This window comes from Maribacter sp. LLG6340-A2 (genome assembly GCF_045057105.1).
Taxonomy (GTDB): Bacteria; Bacteroidota; Bacteroidia; order Flavobacteriales; family Flavobacteriaceae; genus Maribacter.
In genome coordinates this window covers 2,837,328-2,861,741 of sequence record NZ_CP159332.1, presented here as the reverse complement: position 1 = coordinate 2,861,741, position 24,414 = coordinate 2,837,328, and the positions used below count along the sequence as shown (strand labels likewise).

The 24,414-nt window shown below is 36.7% G+C and carries 18 protein-coding genes; 2 read left to right on the top strand and 16 right to left on the bottom strand.

Going from position 1 to position 24,414, the window contains the following annotated elements; all coding sequences use genetic code 11:
- The first annotated feature begins 6 nt into the window (after positions 1-6).
- Together ABVM52_RS12025 and ABVM52_RS12020 are read left to right on the top strand one after the other, a co-directional pair.
- Positions 7-909, top strand: a complete 903-nt coding sequence (locus tag ABVM52_RS12025; protein ID WP_405380811.1) for a sugar phosphate isomerase/epimerase family protein — start codon at positions 7-9, stop codon at positions 907-909.
- A 12-nt stretch (positions 910-921) separates the two neighbouring features.
- Positions 922-2,316, top strand: coding sequence for a c-type cytochrome domain-containing protein (locus ABVM52_RS12020; RefSeq protein WP_405380809.1), 1,395 nt, complete (start codon positions 922-924; stop codon positions 2,314-2,316).
- A 194-nt stretch (positions 2,317-2,510) separates the two neighbouring features.
- On the opposite strand, the gene ABVM52_RS12015 is transcribed toward ABVM52_RS12020, so the two are convergent.
- The 16 genes from ABVM52_RS12015 to ABVM52_RS11940 all read right to left on the bottom strand — a co-directional run bounded on the left by ABVM52_RS12015 (position 2,511) and on the right by ABVM52_RS11940 (position 24,327).
- Positions 2,511-4,826, bottom strand: a complete 2,316-nt coding sequence (locus ABVM52_RS12015) for a GumC family protein (RefSeq protein WP_405380807.1) — start codon at positions 4,824-4,826, stop codon at positions 2,511-2,513.
- Between the two features lie 65 nt (positions 4,827-4,891).
- Positions 4,892-5,947 carry a sugar-transfer associated ATP-grasp domain-containing protein gene (locus ABVM52_RS12010; RefSeq protein WP_405380805.1) on the bottom strand — a complete coding sequence of 352 codons (1,056 nt, stop codon included), beginning with the start codon at positions 5,945-5,947 and terminating at the stop codon, positions 4,892-4,894.
- A 56-nt stretch (positions 5,948-6,003) separates the two neighbouring features.
- A complete protein-coding gene (locus ABVM52_RS12005; RefSeq protein ID WP_405380803.1) occupies positions 6,004-6,753 on the bottom strand; it encodes a glycosyltransferase family 2 protein in 750 nt (249 codons plus the stop codon).
- Positions 6,754-6,799: 46 nt separating this feature from the next.
- Positions 6,800-7,384 carry a WcaF family extracellular polysaccharide biosynthesis acetyltransferase gene (locus tag ABVM52_RS12000; RefSeq protein ID WP_405380801.1) on the bottom strand — a complete coding sequence of 195 codons (585 nt, stop codon included), beginning with the start codon at positions 7,382-7,384 and terminating at the stop codon, positions 6,800-6,802.
- A 17-nt stretch (positions 7,385-7,401) separates the two neighbouring features.
- Complete coding sequence (locus ABVM52_RS11995) at positions 7,402-8,226, bottom strand: glycosyltransferase family 2 protein (RefSeq protein WP_405380799.1); 825 nt, start codon at positions 8,224-8,226, stop codon at positions 7,402-7,404.
- Entirely contained in the window at positions 8,219-8,776 is a 558-nt protein-coding gene (locus ABVM52_RS11990) for a putative colanic acid biosynthesis acetyltransferase (protein WP_405380797.1), read from the bottom strand. Before ABVM52_RS11990 ends, ABVM52_RS11995 begins: the two co-directional genes overlap by 8 nt.
- Before the next feature lie 95 nt (positions 8,777-8,871).
- Complete coding sequence (locus tag ABVM52_RS11985; RefSeq protein WP_405380795.1) at positions 8,872-10,224, bottom strand: phenylacetate--CoA ligase family protein; 1,353 nt, start codon at positions 10,222-10,224, stop codon at positions 8,872-8,874.
- Positions 10,225-10,337: 113 nt separating this feature from the next.
- Positions 10,338-11,489 carry a glycosyltransferase gene (locus tag ABVM52_RS11980; RefSeq protein WP_405380793.1) on the bottom strand — a complete coding sequence of 384 codons (1,152 nt, stop codon included), beginning with the start codon at positions 11,487-11,489 and terminating at the stop codon, positions 10,338-10,340.
- 2 nt (positions 11,490-11,491) lie between these two features.
- Positions 11,492-12,322 (bottom strand): glycosyltransferase family 2 protein, encoded by an 831-nt coding sequence (locus ABVM52_RS11975; RefSeq protein WP_405380791.1) that lies wholly within the window; start codon positions 12,320-12,322, stop codon positions 11,492-11,494.
- A gap of 11 nt (positions 12,323-12,333) precedes the next feature.
- Complete coding sequence (locus tag ABVM52_RS11970) at positions 12,334-13,410, bottom strand: hypothetical protein (RefSeq protein WP_405380789.1); 1,077 nt, start codon at positions 13,408-13,410, stop codon at positions 12,334-12,336.
- 172 nt (positions 13,411-13,582) lie between these two features.
- Entirely contained in the window at positions 13,583-14,818 is a 1,236-nt protein-coding gene (locus ABVM52_RS11965; RefSeq protein WP_405380787.1) for a polysaccharide biosynthesis C-terminal domain-containing protein, read from the bottom strand.
- Between the two features lie 78 nt (positions 14,819-14,896).
- Positions 14,897-16,036, bottom strand: a complete 1,140-nt coding sequence (locus ABVM52_RS11960) for an MraY family glycosyltransferase (RefSeq protein WP_405380785.1) — start codon at positions 16,034-16,036, stop codon at positions 14,897-14,899.
- A gap of 444 nt (positions 16,037-16,480) precedes the next feature.
- Positions 16,481-18,301, bottom strand: coding sequence for a metallophosphoesterase (locus tag ABVM52_RS11955; protein WP_405380783.1), 1,821 nt, complete (start codon positions 18,299-18,301; stop codon positions 16,481-16,483).
- A gap of 82 nt (positions 18,302-18,383) precedes the next feature.
- Complete coding sequence (locus tag ABVM52_RS11950; RefSeq protein ID WP_405380781.1) at positions 18,384-19,508, bottom strand: alkaline phosphatase; 1,125 nt, start codon at positions 19,506-19,508, stop codon at positions 18,384-18,386.
- 75 nt (positions 19,509-19,583) lie between these two features.
- A complete protein-coding gene (locus ABVM52_RS11945; protein WP_405380779.1) occupies positions 19,584-21,341 on the bottom strand; it encodes a RagB/SusD family nutrient uptake outer membrane protein in 1,758 nt (585 codons plus the stop codon).
- A gap of 13 nt (positions 21,342-21,354) precedes the next feature.
- Positions 21,355-24,327, bottom strand: coding sequence for a SusC/RagA family TonB-linked outer membrane protein (locus ABVM52_RS11940; protein ID WP_405380777.1), 2,973 nt, complete (start codon positions 24,325-24,327; stop codon positions 21,355-21,357).
- Between the last annotated feature and the right edge of the window lie 87 nt (positions 24,328-24,414).

Genomic DNA, 24,414 nt, shown 5'->3' with positions numbered 1-24,414 from the left:
CATTACATGAACTATACACATCAAATGGTAATAGTACGAATCTTCGTTATAGCGGTACTAACCTTGTCCGCAAACGCCCTTTGGGGGCAATCTGCAAAAACGATACAGTTTTTTCAAACGGATTGGGGCCGCACCATTTCGTGGGATACTTTTTGCGAAAAAACGGCATCTGCAGGATATGACGGTATTGAAATCTGGTTTCCAAAATCCAAAGAGGATGAGCAAAAGCTTAAAGAGGCCTTACAACGACATGGTTTAAAAGTGGCCTTCCTAAACGGGACCAACAAAAATATCACTTTTAAGGAAAGCCTACGCGCGTATACCGATCACCTGAAAAAATTGGTGACGTGGGCTCCCGCCTATATCAATTGTCATACGGGGAGCGACTTTTTTACATTTGAACAGAACAAGGCATTTATAGATGCCGCCAATGCTATTGCCAAAGAACATCAAATTCCTATTTACCATGAGACCCATAGGGGGCGGTTTAGCTTCAATTTACCGGACACCCAAACCTATTTGACGCAAATTCCGGATTTGCAATTGAATTTGGATATCAGTCACTGGATGGTGGTGCACGAGTCGCTGTTGGAACGACAGGACGACCTTCTTACTACTATCATTGAACGCAGTGGGCATCTGCATGCACGTGTAGGCCATCCCGAAGGACCCCAAGTTAATGACCCGGAAGCCCCGGAATGGAAAAAAGCCGTAGACCGGCATTTGGATATTTGGGAAAAAATTATTCGCCATCGTTGGAAAACGAACCACACGTTTACCCTCACCACGGAATTTGGCCCTGCCGGCTACATGCCCACCTTGCCCTTTACCCAGGTTCCCGTGGCAGACCAATGGAAGGCCAATGTTTACATGATGAAGATAATTAAGGAACGCTTGCAAACTGAATAGGCTTTTGTACGCATGGATATTTTAAAACAGTTTTTAGGAAGACTACACCCGCTCGTGGTTCATTTGCCCATTGGTTTTATCATTTTGGGGCTCCTTCTGCAGTGGGTAGACCGCAAAAAGAACGATCATAAAAAGGTCATTGCCCAAATTTACCTTTGGGGCGGCTATGCGGCCGTTTTGGCCTGTATTACCGGCTATTTACAATATGTGGGCGAAGGTTACTCCTTCTCTTCCATTAAGGTACATTTATGGTCAGGGATAGTGACCGCATTGTTTTGTTTTGTGGTTTGGGCGCGAATTAGCAACTTCTCCCTGGCCCAATGGCTCCATAAGGTTCCAGTGGTGGTCGTTTCCGGGTTACTTTTTATTTTGATATCCTTTACCGGACACCAGGGCGGTAATATTACCCATGGGGAAGAGTATTTGGTAGAACCCTTACCCAATGCGATAAAATCGGCTTTGGGATATGCGGTTTTTGAAGAAAAGGAAGTGATACTTTCCGAAGCGGATTGGGAAGATGCCGTATTCTATACCGATGTCATTGCCCCCATTCTCAACAACAATTGTGTAAGCTGTCATAACCCTAAAAAGGCAAAGGGCGATTTATTGTTACATAATCAAGAAGGCATACTTACCAGTGGGGAAAACGCTCCGGTCTTGACCGCACACCAACCTGAGGAAAGTGACCTCTTGGTACGGATGCAACTACCCACCACCAATGACCGCCATATGCCACCCGATGGCAAACGCCAACCCAGCAAGGAAGCTATAAAACTGGTGGAAGTATGGATTGCAAAAGGGCATCCATTTGATAAAACCATAGGCGAGTTGGGATTACAAAAAGCGCTTTTTGCCACCTATTTCCCTAAAGTAGAAGAATTGGATTATCCAGCTGCGGAAATTGCGGCGGCACCAAAGGACAGTATTCAGTTAGTAAAGGAAGTGGGATTACATGTAGCCCCCATAAGCGAAGAGACCCATTACCTAAAAGTATCGGCATTAAATTTACCTTCGTTTACCGATGCCGATGCCCACTATCTACATGCCCTAGCACCCCAAATTACCCTATTGGACCTTGGCGGCACCCAAGTAACCGATGCCGTATGCGAAGCCCTTGCCCAATTACCCCACCTTACCCGCTTACAATTAGACCATACCCAGATAACCGGGAGCCAGCTGGAACAATTAAAAAACCTGCAGCATTTAAAGACGCTAAACCTTTCCTATACTCCTTTTGATGAAGACCACCTCTCCACCCTTGCCGAGTTCAAGGCCTTGGAGCACGTAGTATTATTTCACCCTGATGTAGAAAAAACGGGCACCACCTATATCAATAAAGGTAAAACCGCTTTGGAATATGGTAATTATGCCCTTCCGGTAATTGCATCGGATAGTATTGTGTATTAGGATGGGTAGGGTAACCAAGAAGTAGCACTAGATGACAAACATGGGTACATTATCCTTTCCCAAAAAATTATTCAAGCAAGATGGGTTTTGCCAAAGGCTCACCGGGCATAGGAGCCAACCCCAATAACTTCATCATGGTAAGGTTTATATTGTATTAGTGGATAGGGAACCCATCACAATTAAACATACCCTGTTTATGCCTTTTCCTTATAGGCATAGGAATAGGTTTTCTTGCCATTGATTTTAGCATCGTTCAAGACAAAGGCCATATTCTTCAATTTATCGCGACGGTTGAGCTCATTGGCTTCTTCCAAAACCGATTTTTCCGTAACTCCCGCTCTGGCTACGAATAAGGTAACATCGGCATTATCCGCAATCAATAAGGTATCGGTTACGGGCAATGTAGGCGCGGTATCTACAATGATAATATCGTAAAAGGCTTTTGCCTTCGCAATAAACTCTTCAAAGGCACCACTGGAAAGTAATTGCGGAGCATTGGGTGGAATAGCGCCACTTAAGCAAACATGATGCATTTTGCTACCATCTATTCCCGTATACACGTATTCTTGCCAATTAGATTCCGGGTCCTGCAAAAAGTCCGTTAAGCCTTTAGTGTTCAATCCCATTCCAAAATAATTATGTTGCTCGGGACTTCTAAGGTCTGCTCCTATCAACAATACCTTTTTGTTGACACTGGCATATGCTACGGATAAGTTGTAAGCAATTAAGCTCTTTCCTTCGTTCATATTCCCAGATGTTATATATACTACCTTACCTAATTTTTTATCACCTCTAGGAAGCATATAATTAATATTTGTTGCCAAAATCCTAAACGATTCTCCTAACATAGACCGATCGTTGACATCTGAAAAAATCTTATTTTCTTTAAAATGCGGAATTTCTGCCAAAATTGGGAGTGATTTTGATATAGCTGAAATATCTAATTTGGATTCCACCTTATCGTTTAAATTAAATTTTACATATAAGAATGCAAAAGGTAAAAATAAGCCCAGTAAACCTGCAATACCTAAAACCACTATTTTTTTAGGTGCTACTGGCTCAGTATTTGTAAGGCTATAATCAACAATTTTAACCGATGGCGCAGTAACCGCAAAATTAATAGCTGCCTCTTCTCTTTTTTGTAACAATAGCAAAAATAAATTCTCCTTAATACTCTGTTGACGTTCTATGGAGCGCAACATTTTCTCTTTTTCAGGCAAACGGGAGAAAACACTATTTACTCTAGATTGCTCTTGGTTTAATTGACGCAATGAAGTACGAAGTTGCGTTTGGTATATATTTATGGTTTTGATGATATTTACCTTTGCATTTTCTAATTGATCGGAAAGGGTTATAAGACTAGGATGTTGAGCACCCACCGTTTGCAATAATTTATTTCTTTGCAGAACTAAAGCATTATAATTATCTACCAAATTATTTAAACCATTATTCTCTAAACCTACATCTACCGGTAAAAGCTCAAATGCTGCTTGACCGATTACTGATTTCTTTAAAAGTTCTGAAAGTGAAATTTGCGTTTCCATCGTCGCTACTTCATTCTCCGTTATTGATTTACGTTCTAAAGAAACATTTGCATCTGCCTCTATATAAGATAAATTATTTTGTTTTTTAAAATCTTCCTTACCCCCTTCTATAGAATCCAATTCTGTAGATAGGTATAAAAAACGCTCATCTATAAAATCTATAGTTCTACGTGATACCTGCTGGCGGTCCAAGACACCATCTTGGTTAAATTTCTGAACCAATGTATTTAAAATAGCCTCTGACCTCATAAAATTTTCACCACGTAAAGAAAGAGCTATGATATCGCTATTTTTGGATGTTGGCTGCACATTCAAATTTTTGGCCAATTCTAGATTAACTGCCTTATCTGACATTAAAACCACCTCAAAGCGTGTATCTTCAAATGAACCGTAATCAGCACCAGGAACTAATTGTACTCTAAACGGCAAACCAACTAAAGAAGAATCTAATTGGGTAAATGAAATATTGGCCGTACGATCCTTTTCATCTATCACCTCTATATTGTCATCATGTATCGTAAAAACAAACGATTTAGGAGTAACCAAACTATCTTCCGCTATCTCCTTTATGACCTTAAATTGTGGATTCCAAATAGGGGTTGTTTTAATATTCCCTTTTTTTAGATACCTAACCCCTAAATTTAATTCTTTTACAACTTGATCAAGAATTCTATATGACTTTAAGATTTCTGTCTCATTGTCCATATTAATTTTAGAATTTCCACTTAGTGCTGCTAGTGGATCAGCCACCACATCTATTTCCTTGGTCTCATCAACAATCTTAATTTTAGAAGTAGTTTGGTAAATGGTTGGGGCATAGCGCAAATAGAGTACGGCTATAGCTAAACACAAAAGCAATGCCCCTACAAACCAAGGCCAATACCTTAGGTAGTTTTGAATGATTCCTTTTATATTTAAGGAAGGGTCGTTGTCCTCAATATCTAAACTAAATGGAGCGTCTTTCATGAATTACTAAACAAATTATATATAAGCTAACAAATTTAAAGAATCATAACTACATTACTAGGTGATTACCCTGATTTCCACAAGTTTTCCCAACCTAAATCTGTAAAGCAAGGACCATTTACAGCTTCGGAAAACTTTATATCATTATGATAACCGTTCCATTCAAGAATTTTGACCGAACCCTCAAAATCAATGGTTACATCCCAGCCAATACATTCTAAGTACTTACACCTTTCATGCAGTTGTAAACAAACTTCAACGGCTTCCTGATAATGTGGAACTATTAACCCTTTAAATAACATAGCGTTTGACTCTATTTTACTTATTGGCTGCCAACCATGGACATAACCTAATTCAGATAGTTGCCCTGTCTTTTTATTGATTGGTATCTTTATTTGTGAATCTGCAATTACATAAGCGTCCTTTGGGTTACCTAATCTTAAATACGTATCCTTTAAACTACTTATTCCCAATTTATTAATTGCAGTAGTAATTCTTAGTGTAGCCACGGCCTTAGAATTGAATTGGTCAAAAAAGTTATGCTGATGCATATATGATTGAAAAACCCCATTTTCAAACGAACTTAGCATATCTTCATTTAGCGCAGAAGTATTAAAAATTTTTATTCCCAAACCTTGTAATGAGTGATCTTTCTTAAACACCACTTTTTCATGATCTTTAAATAGATATTTCAATACTTGACGTAAAGCTATTAACTCTCCATTTGGCATTAGCCATCTGCCATTTATATGATAAAGTAAATCTGGAAAACAGTCTGTTTTAAATAAACCATTGGTAAAAAACTTCAAATTACTAAGTTTACCATACCCACCCTGAATTTTAGGCACCACAACAGCACCGTAATAATTATCTGGTATCCATCCTTCTTTAAATTCGGTATTAAACGCGGTATAGACTTTTAACCATGGCGCATAGCCCCCCCAACCTAAAACATCCTTGGCATATTCTTCACATCTTGTCAATAATTCAGCATTGGTAGGCCCTTTCTTTTCTTCAATACATAGCAAAGCTTTTTTAGCCAATGATGATTGAATTAAATGATACCTTTTTTGCATTACATAATTAAGACTATCCTTAAGCAAATTGGGTATACCTTTCATGTATTCCTTATATTATTTATTACAAGCTAATAATCTACCACAGCTAAATATACTTATTATATAAACTGTTTTAGTTTGGATACATTTTTAAGAAAAAGTGTGACTAAAGGATTTTTTACATCATTGGCTCTCATTGCCCGTAGATCTTCTTGGCTTTTTATAACAATATTCTTCAGTTTCTTGTTGCTTTTGCCCCCCATTCTCATTTTGGTAATGACTTTAGGTAGAAAACCGAATTTATATTTGTTTTTACTTAGAACTCTTAACATAAAATCATAATCCGCTGCAATTCTAAAGGAATCATCAAAACTACCGCATTCTTTATACACTTCTTTTTTTAGAAATAAAGTTGGGTGAGCCGGCATCCAACCACGTTTCAACAGATTACAATGAAATATATTACTGGTCCAATTTCTAATAACTTTATCCGTATCCTTACGATCTACATAAAGTAGGTTACCATAAACACCAGTGTAATTGCCTTTTTCAAAATAGGCCACAATATCACTGATTATTTCAGGATGGGCCAATAAATCATCTGAGTGTACAAATCCTATAATATCGCCCGTGGCCAGATTAATACCTTTGTTTATAGCATCATAAAGGCCATTATCAGGCTCAGAATAACATTGAATATTATTATCGGCACAACAATATTGTTGTATAATTTCCAAAGTATTGTCCGTAGAGCCCCCGTCAATGATTAAATGCTCTATATTAGGATAATCTTGTTCTAAGACAGATTCAAGAGAACTTGTTAATGTATCTGCACTATTGTAGGTTGCGGTTATAATAGTAACTTTCATATTACATTATTAATAAAAGTAAGACGGGGGATTTACTTTGTGTAACTTAATCAATAAAATTTCTGTCCCTAATGAATACGGCAGGGTTACCTTTATAGATCTTATAAGGTTCTAAGTCATTACTTGCAACAGAACCAACGGAAAGTACAGAATGGCTTTTACAAGTGACACCAGGTGTTACAACTGATTTTGCACCCAACCAAACGCCATTCTCCAATATTACATCAGATAATATTAAATCAAAGCTGCGCTTTTTGTAATTATGACTTCCTGAAACAATTAATGCACCTTGTGAAATACACACATTAGACCCAATAGTAATCTTTGCTATATTATCAATCCATACATCTTCTCCTAACCAGACATTATCTCCAATTTCTAAAAACCATGGATACTTTATAGATAAACCAGGTTTAATAGTAAGATTATTACCCACTTTTGCTCCAAAGATTCTCAATAGGAATCTTTTAAATCCATATGAATAATAAATTGATGTTTTAAAAAACAATCTATTAATAATATACCAAATCGCTCGTTTTAAAAATATTCCAGGCTTATATTCATTAGCTTGATAAATTGATAGATCCACCGAGGGTTTTGAATCTACTGTATTCTGATTATATTTATCCAAATTATCTTTAAACTTTACTATATTAAAAAATTTTGATTTTCATATTTTAATTCATCGACCTTAACTTGAATCATATATTCATAAGTCTTTCTTAATTTACAAAATTCATATCCAGCACTTCCGTTAAGGAAACCTCTTTTTAAAATAAAAAAAGCAAAAAAAACAAATTGTGGACGAAATGGAATCTTATAACTTAATCTTTTCTGGGCTTTTCTTTTTTTTATAGGATCTTTACTAAAAAGCAACTTATAATCAAATGGCTCCTTCATTTCTTCTAGCATTTTAATTGCCTCCATTTGTGAATATTTGTTATGCTTAGCAAACCACCAGTGCATCCCTTTATTGAAGGGATAGTGAATTAAATGATTATCTAGCAATGCTTCTTTGCCCGTTGTAACATATTCTTCATTAATCTCTCTTTCAACTTTAACACAACCATTTTTAAACAACCTAGGAAACCAAGTTGGATAGCCACTACTTTGTTTTATCCATTTATCTCTGAACATATCTTTTCTTCTAACCCTATACATTGTATTGCTGTTAGGAATAGAAGTTTTTGCAATAATTTCATCTCTTAATTCTGGTGTTACGATCTCGTCGGCATCAATCATTAAAATCCACTCGTATTCCTTTGGTATTGAATCGAGAGCGGCATTTCTTTGACTTGCATAATTATCGAATTTGCGCTGAATAACCGTAGCATTAAATGCTTTAGAAATTTCAATAGTTTGGTCTGTGCTATAAGAGTCAAAAATGAGAATATGATCTACAAAGTCAAGATTCTTGAGATTTTTTTCAAGAATATTTTCTTCATTATAAGTTAATATAAGTGCACTAATCATTTTTAAATTCTCGTTTTTTTAAAAATTTAGCGGGGTTACCCCCAACCACACTCCAATCGTCCACATTTTTAAATACAGCTGCTCTTGCACCAACCACGGCACCTTTACCTATACTAACCCCCATACCTATAAACGCTTCTGCACCTACCCAACTATTATCCTTAAAGTTAATAGGGGCTGTAATTAAAGGGTGTTCTTTCTTTCTAATATCATGAGATGCACCACATATAAACACTCTCTGTGAAATAGTTACATTTAAACCAATAGTAACTTTATCTACATTGTAACAATTTACCTCTGGTCCTAAACAAGAATTTGCTTTCATTACTAAATTACTTGGTAAATAAACTTTACATGAAGAGTAAACTACTGCCGAACTATCAATCTTTGCCCCGAAAAATCGTAACAAAATTAAATTCCATTTATTTCCAATCCTTCTAGGAAATGGCCTAGCAAAAATTATCCATACGATATTCCACACCAATCTTATCAATTGATGCTTTTTACCAAGCTTATTTGAGTAAACTAAAATTTCACTATCATCCACCATTGAAATTACTTAAATATCATAAAGAAATGTCATCATAAAAGACTAATATTATGTTAATTTAAAGATCCTTAATATTCAAGCCCAATAATTTAAAATTATATAAGATTTTCACCATATACCCTATTAATCACTAATGGTTGTTTACCATTAATTCGTATTAATTTATCTCTTTCTTTAAAAGTTAACTGAATTTCATGCCCAGTTTTTTCCATGAAAATTTTTAGTACATCTTCAAATACTTTCGCTAAATTTTTGGCATTATCAATTTTAATAAAATGCAACTCAACTGAATAATCTTTATTTTGTATAAATTGATAAGATAAAATTGTATTTGGGAAATCATCAAAAATCACATTTAAAAAATCATCTTCTATTTTTTTTCCCGTTGGAGTTTCAATCAAATATGTATTTCTCCCTTTTATTTTATCCATTAAAGGCAAGTTTAACCCACAAGAACATGTAACATCTAGTAATCTTCCATAATCTCCAATATCATATCTTATAATAGGAAAAACATAATTGGTAAGGTCAGTTAATACTAATTTTCCCCACGTATTTGGTGGTACAGGATTACTATATTCATCCAAACATTCTACTTTAACAAGATCATTGAAAATATGAAGCCCATTTTGATATTTACATTCTGCTGATACCATCATAATTTCCGTACTGCCATATTGGTCATATACCGGAGCATTAAAGACTTCTTCCATTAAAGCACGTTGATGCTTAAATATAGGACCAGAAGTTACCCAAACAGCTTTTATGCTTTTTAACTTAATATTTTTTTTCTTAATATAAATGGCAAATTCATAGACAACATCAATATAGCCTTGTATAAGGGTTGGCTTAACCTTATGAATAGATTTGATAAAGTCATCTACTTTATGGGTATTAAAATCGGTGCCTGCTAAAAAAATTCGTTCAGTTGGCCACCATAATATATAATTCAATATTCTTTTTAAAATGCCTCGAGGAAAACGATAAATAAAAGCCTTATTCTCATAAGGTTTTAAACCCCACCATTTTAATAATCTCCATTGCACAGGGGCTAAAGAAAAACGTTTATCATGTAGCACGGTCAAGGGCGCACCAGTACTCCCAGAGGTAGATATGCTATAAAAGTCTTTATCTTTTATGTTTTTGGCTTTAAGAGCTGAAAAATTATCTGCTATTTCTTTTCGTGTTAGTACTGGCAATCTTGAAAAATCAACGTCATTTTTAATGTTAGCGACGTCTATCCCAGCATCCTCATATTTTTTTTTGTAGAAAGCACTATTCGCAACGGCATATTGTACTAAATCAATTCTTTTTTGAAGATTATATTCATTTAAAGTAGAAATAGTACTATCCTCAATAATTTTTTCGTTTTTTAAATATTGAGCGTAAAGACTTGGTTCTAACACACGAGTCTTTAAATAAAATACCTTTTGTTTTAAAAAATTCATTAACCCCATTCCTACCTTGCTCTAAATATTACCGATACACAAGAAAAGTAACGATATAGGTAATAAATTTCATGTGTAAACATCTTTCTAATTTCATTTAGGCTTAAAACCAATCAATCTAAACGAACAAAAGATGGCATTTCACCTTTTTTCAAAACCCAGTTATAAAGCATCATCATCTGTTTTGCAACTGCTGCCATACTGTATTTGTTTTCTATTAATAACCTTCCATTTCTCCCCATTTGTTCTCGCTCACTACATGAAAGACTCATGGCTGTAGCCATAGTTTGTTTTAACACCTCTTGATCAATTGGTATACACCATCCGCAATTATGAGTTACCAAATCTTGCCAAGGGGTTCCCGTAGTAGTAATAACAGGAGTACCCGATGCTAAAGCCTCTGCCACCACAATACCAAAATTTTCACTATAGGTTGGTAAAACAAATAAATCTGCCTCTTGAAACGCTTTTAGTTTATCATCCCCATACATAGGGTCTTTGATAATAATTGAAGTGCCTAATTTTTTTTTATTAATTAATGCCTTTAATGAACTAATGTATTCTTTTTCTCCATTGCCAACAATTTCGATAACCCAATCTTTTTTAATTGTACTTGAAAGATCTCCCCAGGCCTGTATTAAAAGTTCAATGCCTTTTTTCTTATGAATACGGCTTAGAAATAAAATTCTCTTTATCTCTTTTTCTTGATTTGGCTCTTTTACCTTAAAATTATCAATAGGTACACCATTGGGAATAATAGCAATAGGGTTTTTTAAACCTAATTGTCTAAAGCTATCGGCTTCCATTTCTGCTGTGGCGTGCAAACAAGTTGCATGTTTTAAATCTTTGTATTGGTATAACTTTAAGGCCAATTGCTTTTTAAGCTTACTTTGCCGTAAACTCCACGGCTCTAGCATACCACGAGGGGTAATTATATATGGTGCGTTTAATTTGCGTGCCACCACCGCCATTTGGTGTACGGGTAATTCCCATATGGCCTGACCATGAAAAATTTGAGTTTTAGATACTTCTAAATCTCTTTTTAAATTTAAAAGCATACCTAAAAAATTTTTATCGTAAAACTTTAAAGTTGCGTTGTTTTTATGAAAACTAGAGATGACAGGATTGGTAGTTTTTGCAGTAAACAAATTAATTTCTATAGCAGTATACTGCTTCAATATTGCCTCTAAAATATGCGTTACACTTCTTGAAGGCCCCCCATCACTTTCATCGATTGAGCATATAACATGTGAGATTTTAATCATTGTTAAGTATATTTTTTACCAAAAAGCAAATTGTTTAATGAATCAGGAATTATATTCAAAAAATGTAAAAAAATAAAGTATGCAATAGCTTTCGAGATATTTTGATGTTTTTTTAAAAAATAAAACTGTTTAAATGGATTTGATCCTAATGGAGAATAAAGCTTTTTAAACCTTTTGATAATATTTACATTGTTCATTCTCACTCTACAAAAAATATTTGTTTGTCCTTTAGCTACAATCTTAGTTGTAGTCATTACCGGTATATTATTTTTAATTGCTCTAAAACCATAATCAACATCGCCAAAATCATGAATAAAATAGTTGTCTAACCCTCCAATTTTATCATACACATACTTTGGCACCAGAACAATGTTACCATTTAAATAATTTATTGGATTTAACTGCCCATTTGGCTGAATTAATTTCTTTTTTTTGGTAAAACCACCATAAATGATTTTATCATTTTGATCAGCAACAATTCCGGACACTACTGCCTTATCTTCCAAAACTTTAGAACATGCAAATAATTCATCAATTGCATCATTGTTTAAAAAAACGTCATCATTTAACCATAAATAAAAATCATAATTATGTACAGCAGCTTTTTCCCATGCTAGAGCCATACCCCTTGTCCAGAATAAATTTCCGTTTCCTTTAATTAAATTAACCTTAGGGTAAGCCAAACTAACAGCTTCATAAGTACCATCCGTTGAATTATCATCCACTAAAAAAACATCTAAATTATATTTTAAGGAATATAAATAATCTAAACATTTAATGGTACTCAACCTTCTATTAAAACATGTAATTAAAACCGCAATCTTTGAATTCATTAGAATAAAACTTACTTATTAAAAATAAAATTAACATAACGGTAAATTTGACTATTTCTTAAACCTCTAAATTTTTTATTAAAACATAAGCCCATAGGAATAAAGATAAAAAGTGAATATATATTAAAAACAAGGGCATCCTCAATAAAAGAAAATAAAGCTTTATACGCCAACCACAAACCTAACATTACCGATAACCAATTTTTTGAATTATATATACCTAAATATGAGGATTTTACAAATAGTAAAAAATAAATTAATCCACCTAGTGCACCTCCCCATTGTATGTAATTCAACATGCCAGATTCTGTACCTCTTCTTCCTTCCTTATAGATTACATCAAAATCCCCCCAATTAGCCTCAATAAGAGAGGTTTCTGTTTTACCCGATCCACCTAAACCAAACAAATGAGCATTTTTTTTGTCAATTTCATAGAAAACATCTTCATAAATTGATGTTCTAGAGTCGACAAATAAATCTTGTTGACCCCTATTATCTTCAATGACAAAAGAACTTGTAAAATCTCCAATTTTAAAAATATTAAAAACATTAAAAACACCTAAAAACAAAAAGAAAACAGGAAAAAACAATAAAATTGATCTAATAATTTTTGTGATTTTAAAAACCACAATTCCTTTTAAATAAAAACTTGACATTATTAAAATAGCAATGGTAATATTTAGAAGGTTTGAACGATTGGTTAAGTCATTAAAAAATGAAACTAATGCTACAATTATCACCACGACCTTATACTTTTTCTTTAAATAAGGCAGAACCAATATAAATATATATATAGGTGAAATTGTATGTGCAAAATCAAAAAGATTTCTCTCAGAAGAAAACAACAACAATAGTGAAAAAGTTATTAAATAATAAAAAAATATTCTAAGTAAATTACTCACCGCCAACAAATTAGTTCCAATATATATACTAAATGGAAGAAATAAAGCAATTGGTATTCCCCTTGACAATAAAGTCGTAACATCTTCATAAGATTCTAAATCAAATATTCCTCTTATTAAAATCAAAATATTATAGAATACGAAAAGTTTTATATAAAAATCTTTATCTATATGATCTGTATTCATTCTCCAAGTTTTAGAAATCAACAGAAAAATCAAAGGGTAGCAACATAAGATTGTAATCAAAACTATCTTACCCGGGAAAAAAAAATAATAAATAGATGGTATAAATGATAAAATTATCAAGCATTTAGACATCTTTTCAATTTGCATTGTAAATAACATTTATTGAAAATTTTTATGTCTTTATTAAATTAATATTAAAAAATTGACTAGCTATATAAGTAAAGTAAAATATAAATCCTACCAAAGAGGCAATGCAAGCCCCAATTAAATTTAATTTTGGAATTAAAATTATATTCAATGTAATATTGATAAGCGCACCTATTAAATTACCTTTTAAAATTATTGATGTTTTCTTCTCAGAATAAAAGATTAATTCAACCAATTGGGTTAGGGTGAAAATAAAAAAGGTTAATGCAGTCCAAAAAATAACAAAAAAGCCTTCCTTATATTGATTAGATAATAGTAAACTACCTAACTCTTCACTAAAAAAGTAAACAATTATCAAAATAGGTATAGAAGCTATAATATAAAGCAACGCATATTTTTGAGTTATCTTTTTTTTTACATCTATCTTATTTTTTTTAAAAACAGAGGGGCTTAATAAAACGGCAAAAATTGGGCTTAATGTAAGAAATAATTTAGACCCTAAACTATAACTGGCATTATACAAACCTACATCTTTTACTGTCATAAAATATTCAATAGCATAGCGGTCAAAGTAATTATTAATCCATGCCCAAAACGCCATGATTATTAATGGTAAGGAAAATTTGAAGTATTTCTTAAGATACGTTTTATAAGCAACTTCTCTTACTGATTTAATAAAAGGATATTTATGACCAAAAAACAAAATCCCAATGAACATACTTAAAACTTGTGTCATCCAGAGAAGTTGAGAATCTGAAAACCAATTACTTTCGAAATACAAATAAGCTGCTAAAAATAATACTCCTCCTAATGCTTTAATTATACCCAAATAACAATATTCTGCAATTTTCCCAATAACATTAAAATGATTCGACAAAACACCACTGAACACATTTACAGGAATAAAAACTAAAAGAATAAAAAAGAGAATCAAATTCAAATTATTATTGTAATAGTTTAAAAATATACTTACAGAAAATACACTTATAACCATTAACAAAACGATTGTCCAAACATAATATTTAGTTCCTATGTATGGTAATATTGTGTTCTCTGTAGATTTAACATATTGCGTAAAAGGAGTAATTAAAATGCTTGAAAAGAATATAACGGTTGCCCATTGCAAACTATATACACCAAACTCTTCAGGCTTGATATATGATGCAATTAATTTACCTGTAATCAAAGCGATTAATGCAGTTAAACCTTGCGTAAAGATTAATAGATTTCGATTCTTATTCTTGAAAATATCCTTTAACAATAGGGTGATTTTATTTATATGGCAATCTGCAACAAAATAGTATAGCCGTTTTTATTTTAAATTGATCTAAGATAAGTTTTACTTGTCTTGCACGGAAGTACTATTACTTTTTAAAGAAATATAATTGTTTTGCAATTCAATTTTCTTCAATGCAATTGGCAGTAAAAATACAACACAGCCTAATAATAAACATAACACTAACTGTATATGAACATTTATGCTTTTCATCATAATAGTCAAAATAACCACGAGAATATTGGATAACACTATTACAAAGCTTGCTGCCCTATGCGAAAGGCCTTTTACTAACCAGCGGTGGTGAATATGATTTTTATCTGCAGAAAAGGGGCTTTTACCATTATAAATACGAACAGCAAATACCCTCAGCGTATCAAATAACGGATACGCCATTAGCCCCAAGGCAAGAATGGGTGCATTGTCAATTTTAAAATCTGAAGAGGTAAACAGATTAAAATTCAAAAATTCTACAATTTGGTACGCCAAAAGGAAACCGGTAAACAATGAACCGGAATCACCCATAAACAATTTTTGACTTTTGGATAAGTTATGTTCCAAAAAACCACATTGGGCCCCAATCAGCACAAAGGATAGCATTGCCATAAACAATTGCTCGTTCAACATATAATACACCCCAAAAAAGCCACATACCATTACCGCTATACCACCGGCCAAACCATCTATACCATCAATTAAATTAAAGGCATTGATAATCAGCACAAAGACAAAAAGGGTAAAAATTACAGAAACAAAATAAGGTAATGTATACAGCCCAAAAATACCTTCCATAGATACAATACGCACATCTGTAGCAAGTATGACCAGTAAGGAAGCAATAAACTGACCTATAAACTTTTTTCTTGGCGATATCACCAACAGATCATCCTTTAACCCTAAAAACAACAATAAAATAGACGCCCCTATTACCGTTAATAATTTAATTAGGTCTTCTCTTATAAAATCGGCAAAAATACCGAACATGATAATCACTAAAGAAAAAGAGATAAATATGCCAACTCCGCCCAAAGTAGGAGTTTTTTTAGAATGTGAGCTACGTTCTACAGGCTCATCCATTAAATTCTTTTTATGTGACAGATAAATAAGGACGGGAAACAAACGTATAGAAAATAAATAGGTACCTATAATAGCCAGTAATGCCAGTAAAACTTTGTTAGAAAAGATGAACTCTATAGTATTCATGATTAAAATTTTAAAGTCTAAAATACTTGAGACCTTAAAAATCAACATTTTAAAAACCATCAAAATACACTTGATAATTTCTAAAATTCGGGGGAAGAAAAATTACGTAAACTAACTATCTGTATGGATGAATCAGTTTAGATAAATTAAATGAATGGTTTTTCAATTTTCGTGTTGATTATTGGTTCTATCCCAAAGATACTGTTAAACAAAATGAAGTGGTAGCACCTCTGTCTATATATGTATGCATTTCATCGAAAAAACATAATTTCAAAAAAATTAACAGATAAATCAATTTATTTGAAAATTTGTGCTTAAAATTTTAAAATTCTTACAAAAAATTGATTAAAAATACATTTCTTAGAAATGCACGTTTTTGTATCGCATACAATTTTATAGCATTTTGTTAAACGTTTAACAAATCCTGTATCAACCTATAAAAATTTACTTCACCCTAAAATCCACCGCAGGCTCCCCGTGTAATTGTTGGTTGAAAATATGCATAAATTGCTGCAGTTCCTTTACGGGTGTTTTCGTATTGTTTTCCTCCAATACCTGTAACAAAACTTCATAGGCCTTGAGTCTTGGTGCAGGGATATCCTTGAGTGCTAATTGGTCGGCATTTTTTAATCGGTAGAAATCGGTAATCAGGTCCAAGCCTGTCCATAGCTGAACTTGGTCTATGGTGAGTCCGTTATTTTCCAATTGTTTCTCCAAGGTAGTCTGGCGTTTTTGTGCTTCCATACTATTCTGTCCGGTCAATGAAATGCCTGCAGCACCTTGTAGGATATGCCATAAATTATGTTCCAAGAGTTGTTCTTTTAAAGTGTTAGGCCAATCTGATTTCAAAAACCGCATGGCCACCAAGCCGGACAAATGGGCCTTAGTAAACTCCGCATACGAGGTGGCCTCTAAAATCTCCTTATTCCACACCCGTTCCGGATGGTGTACGGATAAAAATTCATGTTCCTTTTGGTACAGCTTAAAAAACGTATTGAAACCCGGCACCTCATCTATGGTGATGGTCTCTACCCTCATTTCATTGGTCCCCGTTAGCGTAATGAGTTTGTAGCCTGGGGCATAGGCCGCCAAGGAGGGCGTTTGTATATTGGTCAAGGTATTTCCTTGGGGCGTGGTAATGATACCGGTATCGTTGACATGCATATGCCCGCCTACATGTACCTTTAGCCCAACATTGGCAAAAGTAGTGCCCACTAGTTCCTTGGGTATTCTGTGTGCCTGAAACTTGGTTTCACCGAACAAGGCCTTGATGTCCTTGGATGCCCCATCATTAAAATCTACCATGGGGTAGTGACTAAAGGCAATGACCGTTTTCCCCAAGTGTTGCGCCTCTTGCATTACTTTTTTTGTCCAAGCGATCAAGTGTTTCTTGTGCTTGAGCACCTCATTATACCCAATACCCGCACCATGAAAACCAGCTCCGTCTTTTTTGGGGAGGTAGACACTGGCATCCAAGGCCAAAAGCCAAAGTCCGTCTACCGATTCTACCAAGTAACTAACATCTGGCATGCGCATGGCCGCTTCCTTATATTCATAGGTACGGTTAGTTAGTACCGAGGCCGTTTTTGCATTGGCATAGGTATAGTCCCCATAGGAATATTCCGCAAAAGGGGTAGACCAAAAAAGGTAGTTCTTGCTAGGGTAAAACCCAAAATTGCGCAGCTCGTTGACAATACCTTCATAGCCCCACTCCTTGATAGCAGGCAATACCATGCCCTGGAACTCCTTTACCGATGGCCTTTTCTGATTCAAGTTACTGACCAAGGGGCGTGCATTACCTTCCTTCCCCAAAAAATCCGATTTGCCCCCTTCCTTACCAAAAGGGCGGGTAGGGTCGTGATTGCCGTTGATGACAAAAAAGGAAATACCGTGTTGCTGAGCATACCGCTGCATAATTTTCTTTAGTCCCTTAATGTGCAATGGCTGACCGTCATCACTGAAATCCCCGGGCAGGGCAATGAGTTTAACGCCCCGTGCCACGGCATCATCCAAGGCCGCGATAAAGGCAAAATAATTTTCATTGAACAGGCGTGTGGAATGCAATTGTGCCTCCATGGTCCGGATGAGAATTTTTTGTCCGTCCGCGGTGGTGGTGGCCATATCATCGGTCAGTTCCTCGGCATCAGGGTAGACATCGGAAAAATGGACATCGGCCATAAATGCAATCTTTACATCAGCTTTTATAGGTGCCTTTGTACAGGCATTACAAACGAACAATATTAAAAGTGGTATAAAATATCTCAAGCTACTTTGGTTAAGATTGGTTGGTAAAGCAAGACACAAGTTTTCCGTCATTTTAAAAATACATACAAAGTGCAAAATGGCATTACCTATGGGCCTCCATAGATTTTAGAATATGATGGTAGATCATATTATTCTCATAAATACCCTGAAAGTTTTCCGCGCCCCTACCTTTGGCGAATACGGGTATCAATTCCCCGGAATGTTGGTCGGTATTAAAATACACCCCAACTTTTTGGGGCACTTCTACCTGCTTGCCCGTTTCTGCATCCTTTTCATAATATTTACCCACACTTACGCCGCCAGTTTCATGGTCTGCCGTTACAATTACTAAAGTATTGGGATGCTGTTCCGCATAGTCCAGAACCACCCCAAGGGTTTCATCAAAATCTCTCACCTCAGTTACCACCATGTCCGCATTTTCCGCATGGCCACCCCAATCTATATACGATCCTTCTACCATCATAAAGAAAGGCTCGTTTAATCCGTCAAAATAATTGAGCGCATTAGTGGTGGCCTCTTTTAAAAAGGCACCCCGCCCATCTACTTTAGACGGTAAGCCATCATCTGCAATGATAAAGGCATTTTTCTTTTGGGCCATTGGTGTGCTAAGTGCAAGTGTATCCAAATGATAGGACCGCCCCTCCAATTCCTTAAAAAGGTTCCTTTGATCGGCATGTTGGTTAAAGAACTTTTTACCGCCACCAGCTAGAAAATCTATATCTGCCGTTACCAATTGTTCCGCTATGTCTTCCTGCATATCACGGTCCTTTACATGTGCGTAGAAACTAGCAGGCGTGGCATGGGTTATGGCCGTTAAGCTGATCAAGCCCGTGCGGTAGCCTTTTTTCTGCAAGCGCTCCAAGATCGTTTCTTTGGGCAGGGTATCCTTGGAAACCCCTATAGCACGTTTATATGTTTTTTCGCCTATGGCGAATGCCGTGGCCCCTGCTGCGGAATCCGTAATCCAATGACTTACCGATGCCGATTTATGAAAACCGATACTTTTAAAACGCTCAAAATTAGCGCTACGATCATCAAAATAAAAAGCGGTGGATATCTGCGGTACCCCCATACCATCACCAATCATTAGAATTACGTTCAACGGTTGGTCCTGTTCCGTCACGGCACCCGTAGTTTCCATGGATGATTTACACCCCCATTGAACTACAATTATTGCAAGTACTATTAAAATTTTACGCATGGTCATTTCTTGTATTTTTTAAAACAAAATACGGCAAGAAACTAAATTTCTTGCCGTATCTAAAATTATTCAACTTTAAACTTAGTATCCTGGGTTTTGCACCAAGAAACCTTCTATACCAGAAGCACCGTCCACAGCACTTTGTGGAATAGGAAACAATCTGTGGTTTGGATCGGCATCCGTCTTGTCCGTCCAAGTATCCTCATAGGTTCCAAAACGGATTTGGTCCGTTCTTCTAAAACCTTCCCAATACAGTTCAAACCCACGCTCACGGTACAAAATGTCCAAGTCTATGGCAGACAATGCCGCAGGAGTCTGTTCTGGGCGGGCGGTTCTTGATGTCCTGACCGTATTTACATCTGCCAAGGCACCTGCATTATCGCCATTTCTTAATTTGGCCTCTGCACGCATCAAATAAATTTCTGCCAAACGCATTAATACGATATCTACACTACTGTTGCTGTTACCGTTTGGTGAGGTACGGCTAAATTGATATTTAGATGGTCTATACCCCGTATTGTGCAGGGAACCTTCATTACTAAAGTCAATTTCCAAGGTGTGGTCCACATAGCCCACGTCCCTAGCTGGACTATTCCCTTTTATCTGCCTTACCGGTAATATCTTTATGGTACCATCATCACAGGTAAGAAACTGGCCTTCCTCATCTTTTCTTGGGCCCCATTGAATACCTCTTAAAATTCCCCTGTCCATTTCAAATTCCACATCCTCTACACAGAAGTAGCTGTTCTCGGTTTCCGTTTCCAATAGCGGCTCACGACCTGCTAAATCTGCCAATTGCGCTTCTGGCACCATGGTGTTTCTTTGGTAAAAACGTGCATCGGCCTCTGCCGGATCTACATCGCCATAGGCATCTACCCAAGTTTGGTAAAAGTCCGAAGTAATTGCCGGTCCGTCCGTACCATCTGCCCTAGGATGTTCCGGTCTTGGGAACATGGAACCCGCTATTGACCAATAGGCCCAACGCATGTGCTCCCTTGATAAAACACCACGCTGATCCAAGGCAAAAATTAATTCAGGGTTAGAATTGTTATCATCATTGAACAGTTCAAAATATTCTTCCGACAAGGCAAAATTCCCTGAATTGATGATATTATCGGTATAGGTAATTACGCGATCCATATCTTCCTGTGTAAAATTAGGGGTGCCTGCCGGATCACGGTATACCGCTGCATTCAGGTTCAATCGTGCCAAAAGGCCCCATACGGCCGCTTGGGTCATTCTGCCCGGACCTTTATCCGTATTGATGAGATCCACCACCTCTAGCAATTCGTTTTCAATGTAGTCAATGGCCTCTTGCGAACGCAGTACTACGGACAATTCCTCTGCAGAATCCTTTTGCAGCACAAGGCCCCATCCATCTAATAACAACATATTTAAATACGCCCGTAGGGCCTTCATTTCATACAAGGCACCAGCAGCAACGGTATCCCCTTCTTCCGCAAGCGGGGTCAATACCTCAATTGCGGACAAGGTCCTTGATATGTTCTTGGTAAGCTCGTTCCAACCACTGGCTACCAAATCATTGGTAGGGGTCATATTATGGCTGTGCGCCGCAAGGAATTTACCCCCATCAAACCAATCTGAACCTCCGCGGTAGGGCAAGATGGCCTCATCTGATGGTATAAGCGTTAACCCGTAATAATTGGTATGCCTCCATGTCCAAGAAACTTGACCGTAAGCAGGGGCAATTGCTCCGCTTATAACCTCTGCCTGGGCACCGGTTAGGGTTTCATCCAATAATTCTTCTTCTAGATCCGTACAGTTCCAATTCAACAATGACGTAAGGAACAAGGATGTTATAATAAGTTTATTTTTCATTTTATAGCTTTTTTTAAAAGGATACATTAACACCCAACAATAGGGTTCTTGATGATGGGTAGGTATATCTGTCGATACCAAATGTCTGTACACCATCTATCTGTGCGCCAGTATTCACTTCTGGGTTATACCCGGAGTAATCTGTAACCAAGAATAAATTTTGACCGGTCAAGGTAAAACGAATGGTCTTGACATAGTCATTTAAACCAATGCTATCCCCTTTAAGATTATAGCCCAAAGTAGCATTGTTCAGACGCAAGAAACTACCATCTTCCAAGTAGCGTGTAGATACTTCGTTAGAGTTGCTGTTGTCCTCGTTTGGAAATTGCACGGCAAAGTCCGTCGTATTCAGGTTTCTGCTCAATTGTCCTCTTGAGAACGAAGACATAGCGGTATGGTTATAAATCTTGTTCCCGGACACCCCGTTAAAATTAAGCCCAAGGTCAAAGTTTTTATAATTGAACTTTAGGTAGAATGCATAAAGCACATCAGGTAGAGCACTACCCGCCGCAATACGGTCATCATCCAAAATTTCACCATCACCGTTGGTGTCCCTGTATTGGTTAAGTCCGTCATCCCCAATTCCTAAAAATTCCTTCATATAGAACGTACCTACGGCTTCGCCGTTCAGGTAGCCGTTAATGGTGGCTCCTGTTTGGCCTGCACCTTGCGCGCCTCCCGTGGTGATAATGGCAAAAGGAGAATCTGTTACCTCATTTTCTATAAAGGAAATATTACCGCCAATGTTCATGGAGAAATCCTCGCTAAAGACACTTCTATAATCCAAGGCCACTTCTAGTCCGTTATTATGGATTTCCAGATCTTCCAAGTTGGTCCAAATTTTTTCCGTAGGCTGAATAGGGTCTACACGGTTGGCAAACATGACCACATCCGTAGTTACTTTATTAAAATAGTCTACCGTACCCGTTAGCCTATTGTTGAAAAGTCCAAAATCCAGCCCAATATTGGTCTGTGTAGCTACCTCCCATTTTAGATTGGGGTTAGCGGTACGCACAGGAACGGTTCCAAAAGGATATCCGTCCAAGGTCTCCGCACCATCATCAAGTGGGTAGGTATCATTATCTGCCTTACTGTCCACATAACTGGCCAAGGAAACTTTATTATCTATACCTTCCTGATTACCGGTCTGCCCCCAACTTGCACGTAGCTTAAGGTTATTGACTACGGTACTTTCCGCTAAAAAATCTTCCTTACTGATGTTCCATCCCAAAGCTACGGAAGGGAAATATCCGTATTTATTATTGGCGCCAAATTTTGAAGAACCATCTGCCCTCATCGTAGCCGTTAATAAATATTTGTCCTTGTACCCATAGTTCAATCGGCCAAAGAAGGATTGTAGCTCATTTTTTACTCCAACGGAAAACATACTGGTAGGATACTCTTGACTACTAATTTGGTCTTGGTACCTAGGGTCAATATCATTGTCCGCAAAACTTTGCAGTGCAAAACGTTTTTGTTGTACAAATACCTCTTGGTACGAGTGGCCTGCCAATATGGTTGCACTATGGTCACCCTTTTCAAAAGTATAGGTCAAGGTATTGTCCACAATGGTATTCTGGTTGGTAGTGATACTCGTATTTAAGTACCCTTCTGTTAAATCCTCTAACAATGCATAAGGAGCCATTTGTTGGTCGCGATTGGTAGATGAATAATCTACCCCAAGGTTCAACTTATAGGTAAGCCCTTTAACAATTTCGTAGGAAGGCGATATATTCGCCAAGATCCTATTACTGTTTGTTTCGTCTGCATATAACTCGTTACGGATAATAGGGTTTAGACGGTTATCGTCCAAAACTATGGTAGGCTCCCCATTGGTAAATACCGGTAAAGTTGGGTTAAGCTCCAACATATCTGTTACGATGGCTCCGGAATTAGGTCTATTGTTCAAGGTTCTTGAAGCCGTAAGGTTTAAAGCGACATTTAATTTGCCGTTCAAAGCCTTTTGGTTCATATTTAAACGTCCAGAATATCTCTTTAATGAACTGTTGGCAAAAATACCCTCTTGGTCATCTACCCCTACCGAAGCAAAATAGGTGGCATTGGCATTGCCCCCGCTCATGGAGAAATTGACATTCTTTGAAATACCCGTTTGGGTCAGCTCATCTTGCCAATCCGTATTGGCACCACCATCTACCAAAGTACCGCCAACTGCAGGAACCTGCCTTCTAAATTCATCTGCGGAGAACACCTCTATTTCATTGGTTATGGTAGAGAAAGCCGTAGAAACGGATGCGCTCATCTCAGTCTTGCCCATGGCCCCTTTCTTTGTGGTGATCACGATAACCCCGTTGGCAGCTCGCGCACCATAAATTGCAGCGGCAGAAGCATCCTTTAATACATCCATGGAAGCAATATCCTGTGGATTTATAAAGTTTAATGGGTTGGATGCCGTACCGGTGGATGTATTATCGATCACAAAACCATCTATTACGAACAAAGGCGAAGTACCGGACCGAAAACTACCAATACCACGAATAATGATATTTTGTGATGACCCTGGCTCACCACTAACTGAAGTAACATTGACACCTGCAATTTTACCTTGCAGTAACTGCCCTGGATTGGCTACGACCCCTTTGTTGAAATTTTCGCTCTTTACGGATGAAATAGACCCGGTAACGTCCGATCGTTTTTGGGTACCATAACCCACCACGACAACGTCATCTAATTGCGTAGCATCTTCCTTTAAGGAAACATTGATGACACTACGGCCATCTACAGCAACCTCTTGGTTAGAATAGCCCAAATAGGAAAACAAGAGAACATCATTGGCACTGGCTCCTATGGAGTAATTGCCATCAAAATCTGAGGTAGTACCTGTAGCGGTACCTTTAACCTGAACGGTGGAACCCGGCAAAGGCTGCCCGAACTCATCAGTGACCACCCCTGTAATATTGTCTTGCGCCCACACCATGGTCGCAAAGCCCAATATCCAGAAATGGATTAAAATTTTTAATTTTTTCATACAGTTTGGTTTAAGAAAAATTGTTTAGAGTTAGAATTCATGCTTTCCCAATGAAAACATACTTTCAAGCGGCAAAAATAGCTTGGG

Coding starts and splice junctions, on each gene's coding strand:
- ABVM52_RS12020 (WP_405380809.1), top strand. CDS start 922: ATGGATATTTTAAAACAGTTTTTAGGAAGACTACACCCGCTCGTGGTT.
- ABVM52_RS11995 (WP_405380799.1), bottom strand. CDS start 8,226: ATGATTAGTGCACTTATATTAACTTATAATGAAGAAAATATTCTTGAA.
- ABVM52_RS11960 (WP_405380785.1), bottom strand. CDS start 16,036: ATGAATACTATAGAGTTCATCTTTTCTAACAAAGTTTTACTGGCATTA.
- ABVM52_RS12015 (WP_405380807.1), bottom strand. CDS start 4,826: ATGAAAGACGCTCCATTTAGTTTAGATATTGAGGACAACGACCCTTCC.
- ABVM52_RS11945 (WP_405380779.1), bottom strand. CDS start 21,341: ATGAAAAATAAACTTATTATAACATCCTTGTTCCTTACGTCATTGTTG.
- ABVM52_RS11970 (WP_405380789.1), bottom strand. CDS start 13,410: ATGAATACAGATCATATAGATAAAGATTTTTATATAAAACTTTTCGTA.
- ABVM52_RS11980 (WP_405380793.1), bottom strand. CDS start 11,489: ATGATTAAAATCTCACATGTTATATGCTCAATCGATGAAAGTGATGGG.
- ABVM52_RS11975 (WP_405380791.1), bottom strand. CDS start 12,322: ATGAATTCAAAGATTGCGGTTTTAATTACATGTTTTAATAGAAGGTTG.
- ABVM52_RS11990 (WP_405380797.1), bottom strand. CDS start 8,776: ATGGTGGATGATAGTGAAATTTTAGTTTACTCAAATAAGCTTGGTAAA.
- ABVM52_RS11985 (WP_405380795.1), bottom strand. CDS start 10,224: ATGAATTTTTTAAAACAAAAGGTATTTTATTTAAAGACTCGTGTGTTA.
- ABVM52_RS12005 (WP_405380803.1), bottom strand. CDS start 6,753: ATGAAAGTTACTATTATAACCGCAACCTACAATAGTGCAGATACATTA.
- ABVM52_RS11940 (WP_405380777.1), bottom strand. CDS start 24,327: ATGAAAAAATTAAAAATTTTAATCCATTTCTGGATATTGGGCTTTGCG.
- ABVM52_RS12025 (WP_405380811.1), top strand. CDS start 7: ATGAACTATACACATCAAATGGTAATAGTACGAATCTTCGTTATAGCG.
- ABVM52_RS12010 (WP_405380805.1), bottom strand. CDS start 5,947: ATGAAAGGTATACCCAATTTGCTTAAGGATAGTCTTAATTATGTAATG.
- ABVM52_RS11950 (WP_405380781.1), bottom strand. CDS start 19,508: ATGACCATGCGTAAAATTTTAATAGTACTTGCAATAATTGTAGTTCAA.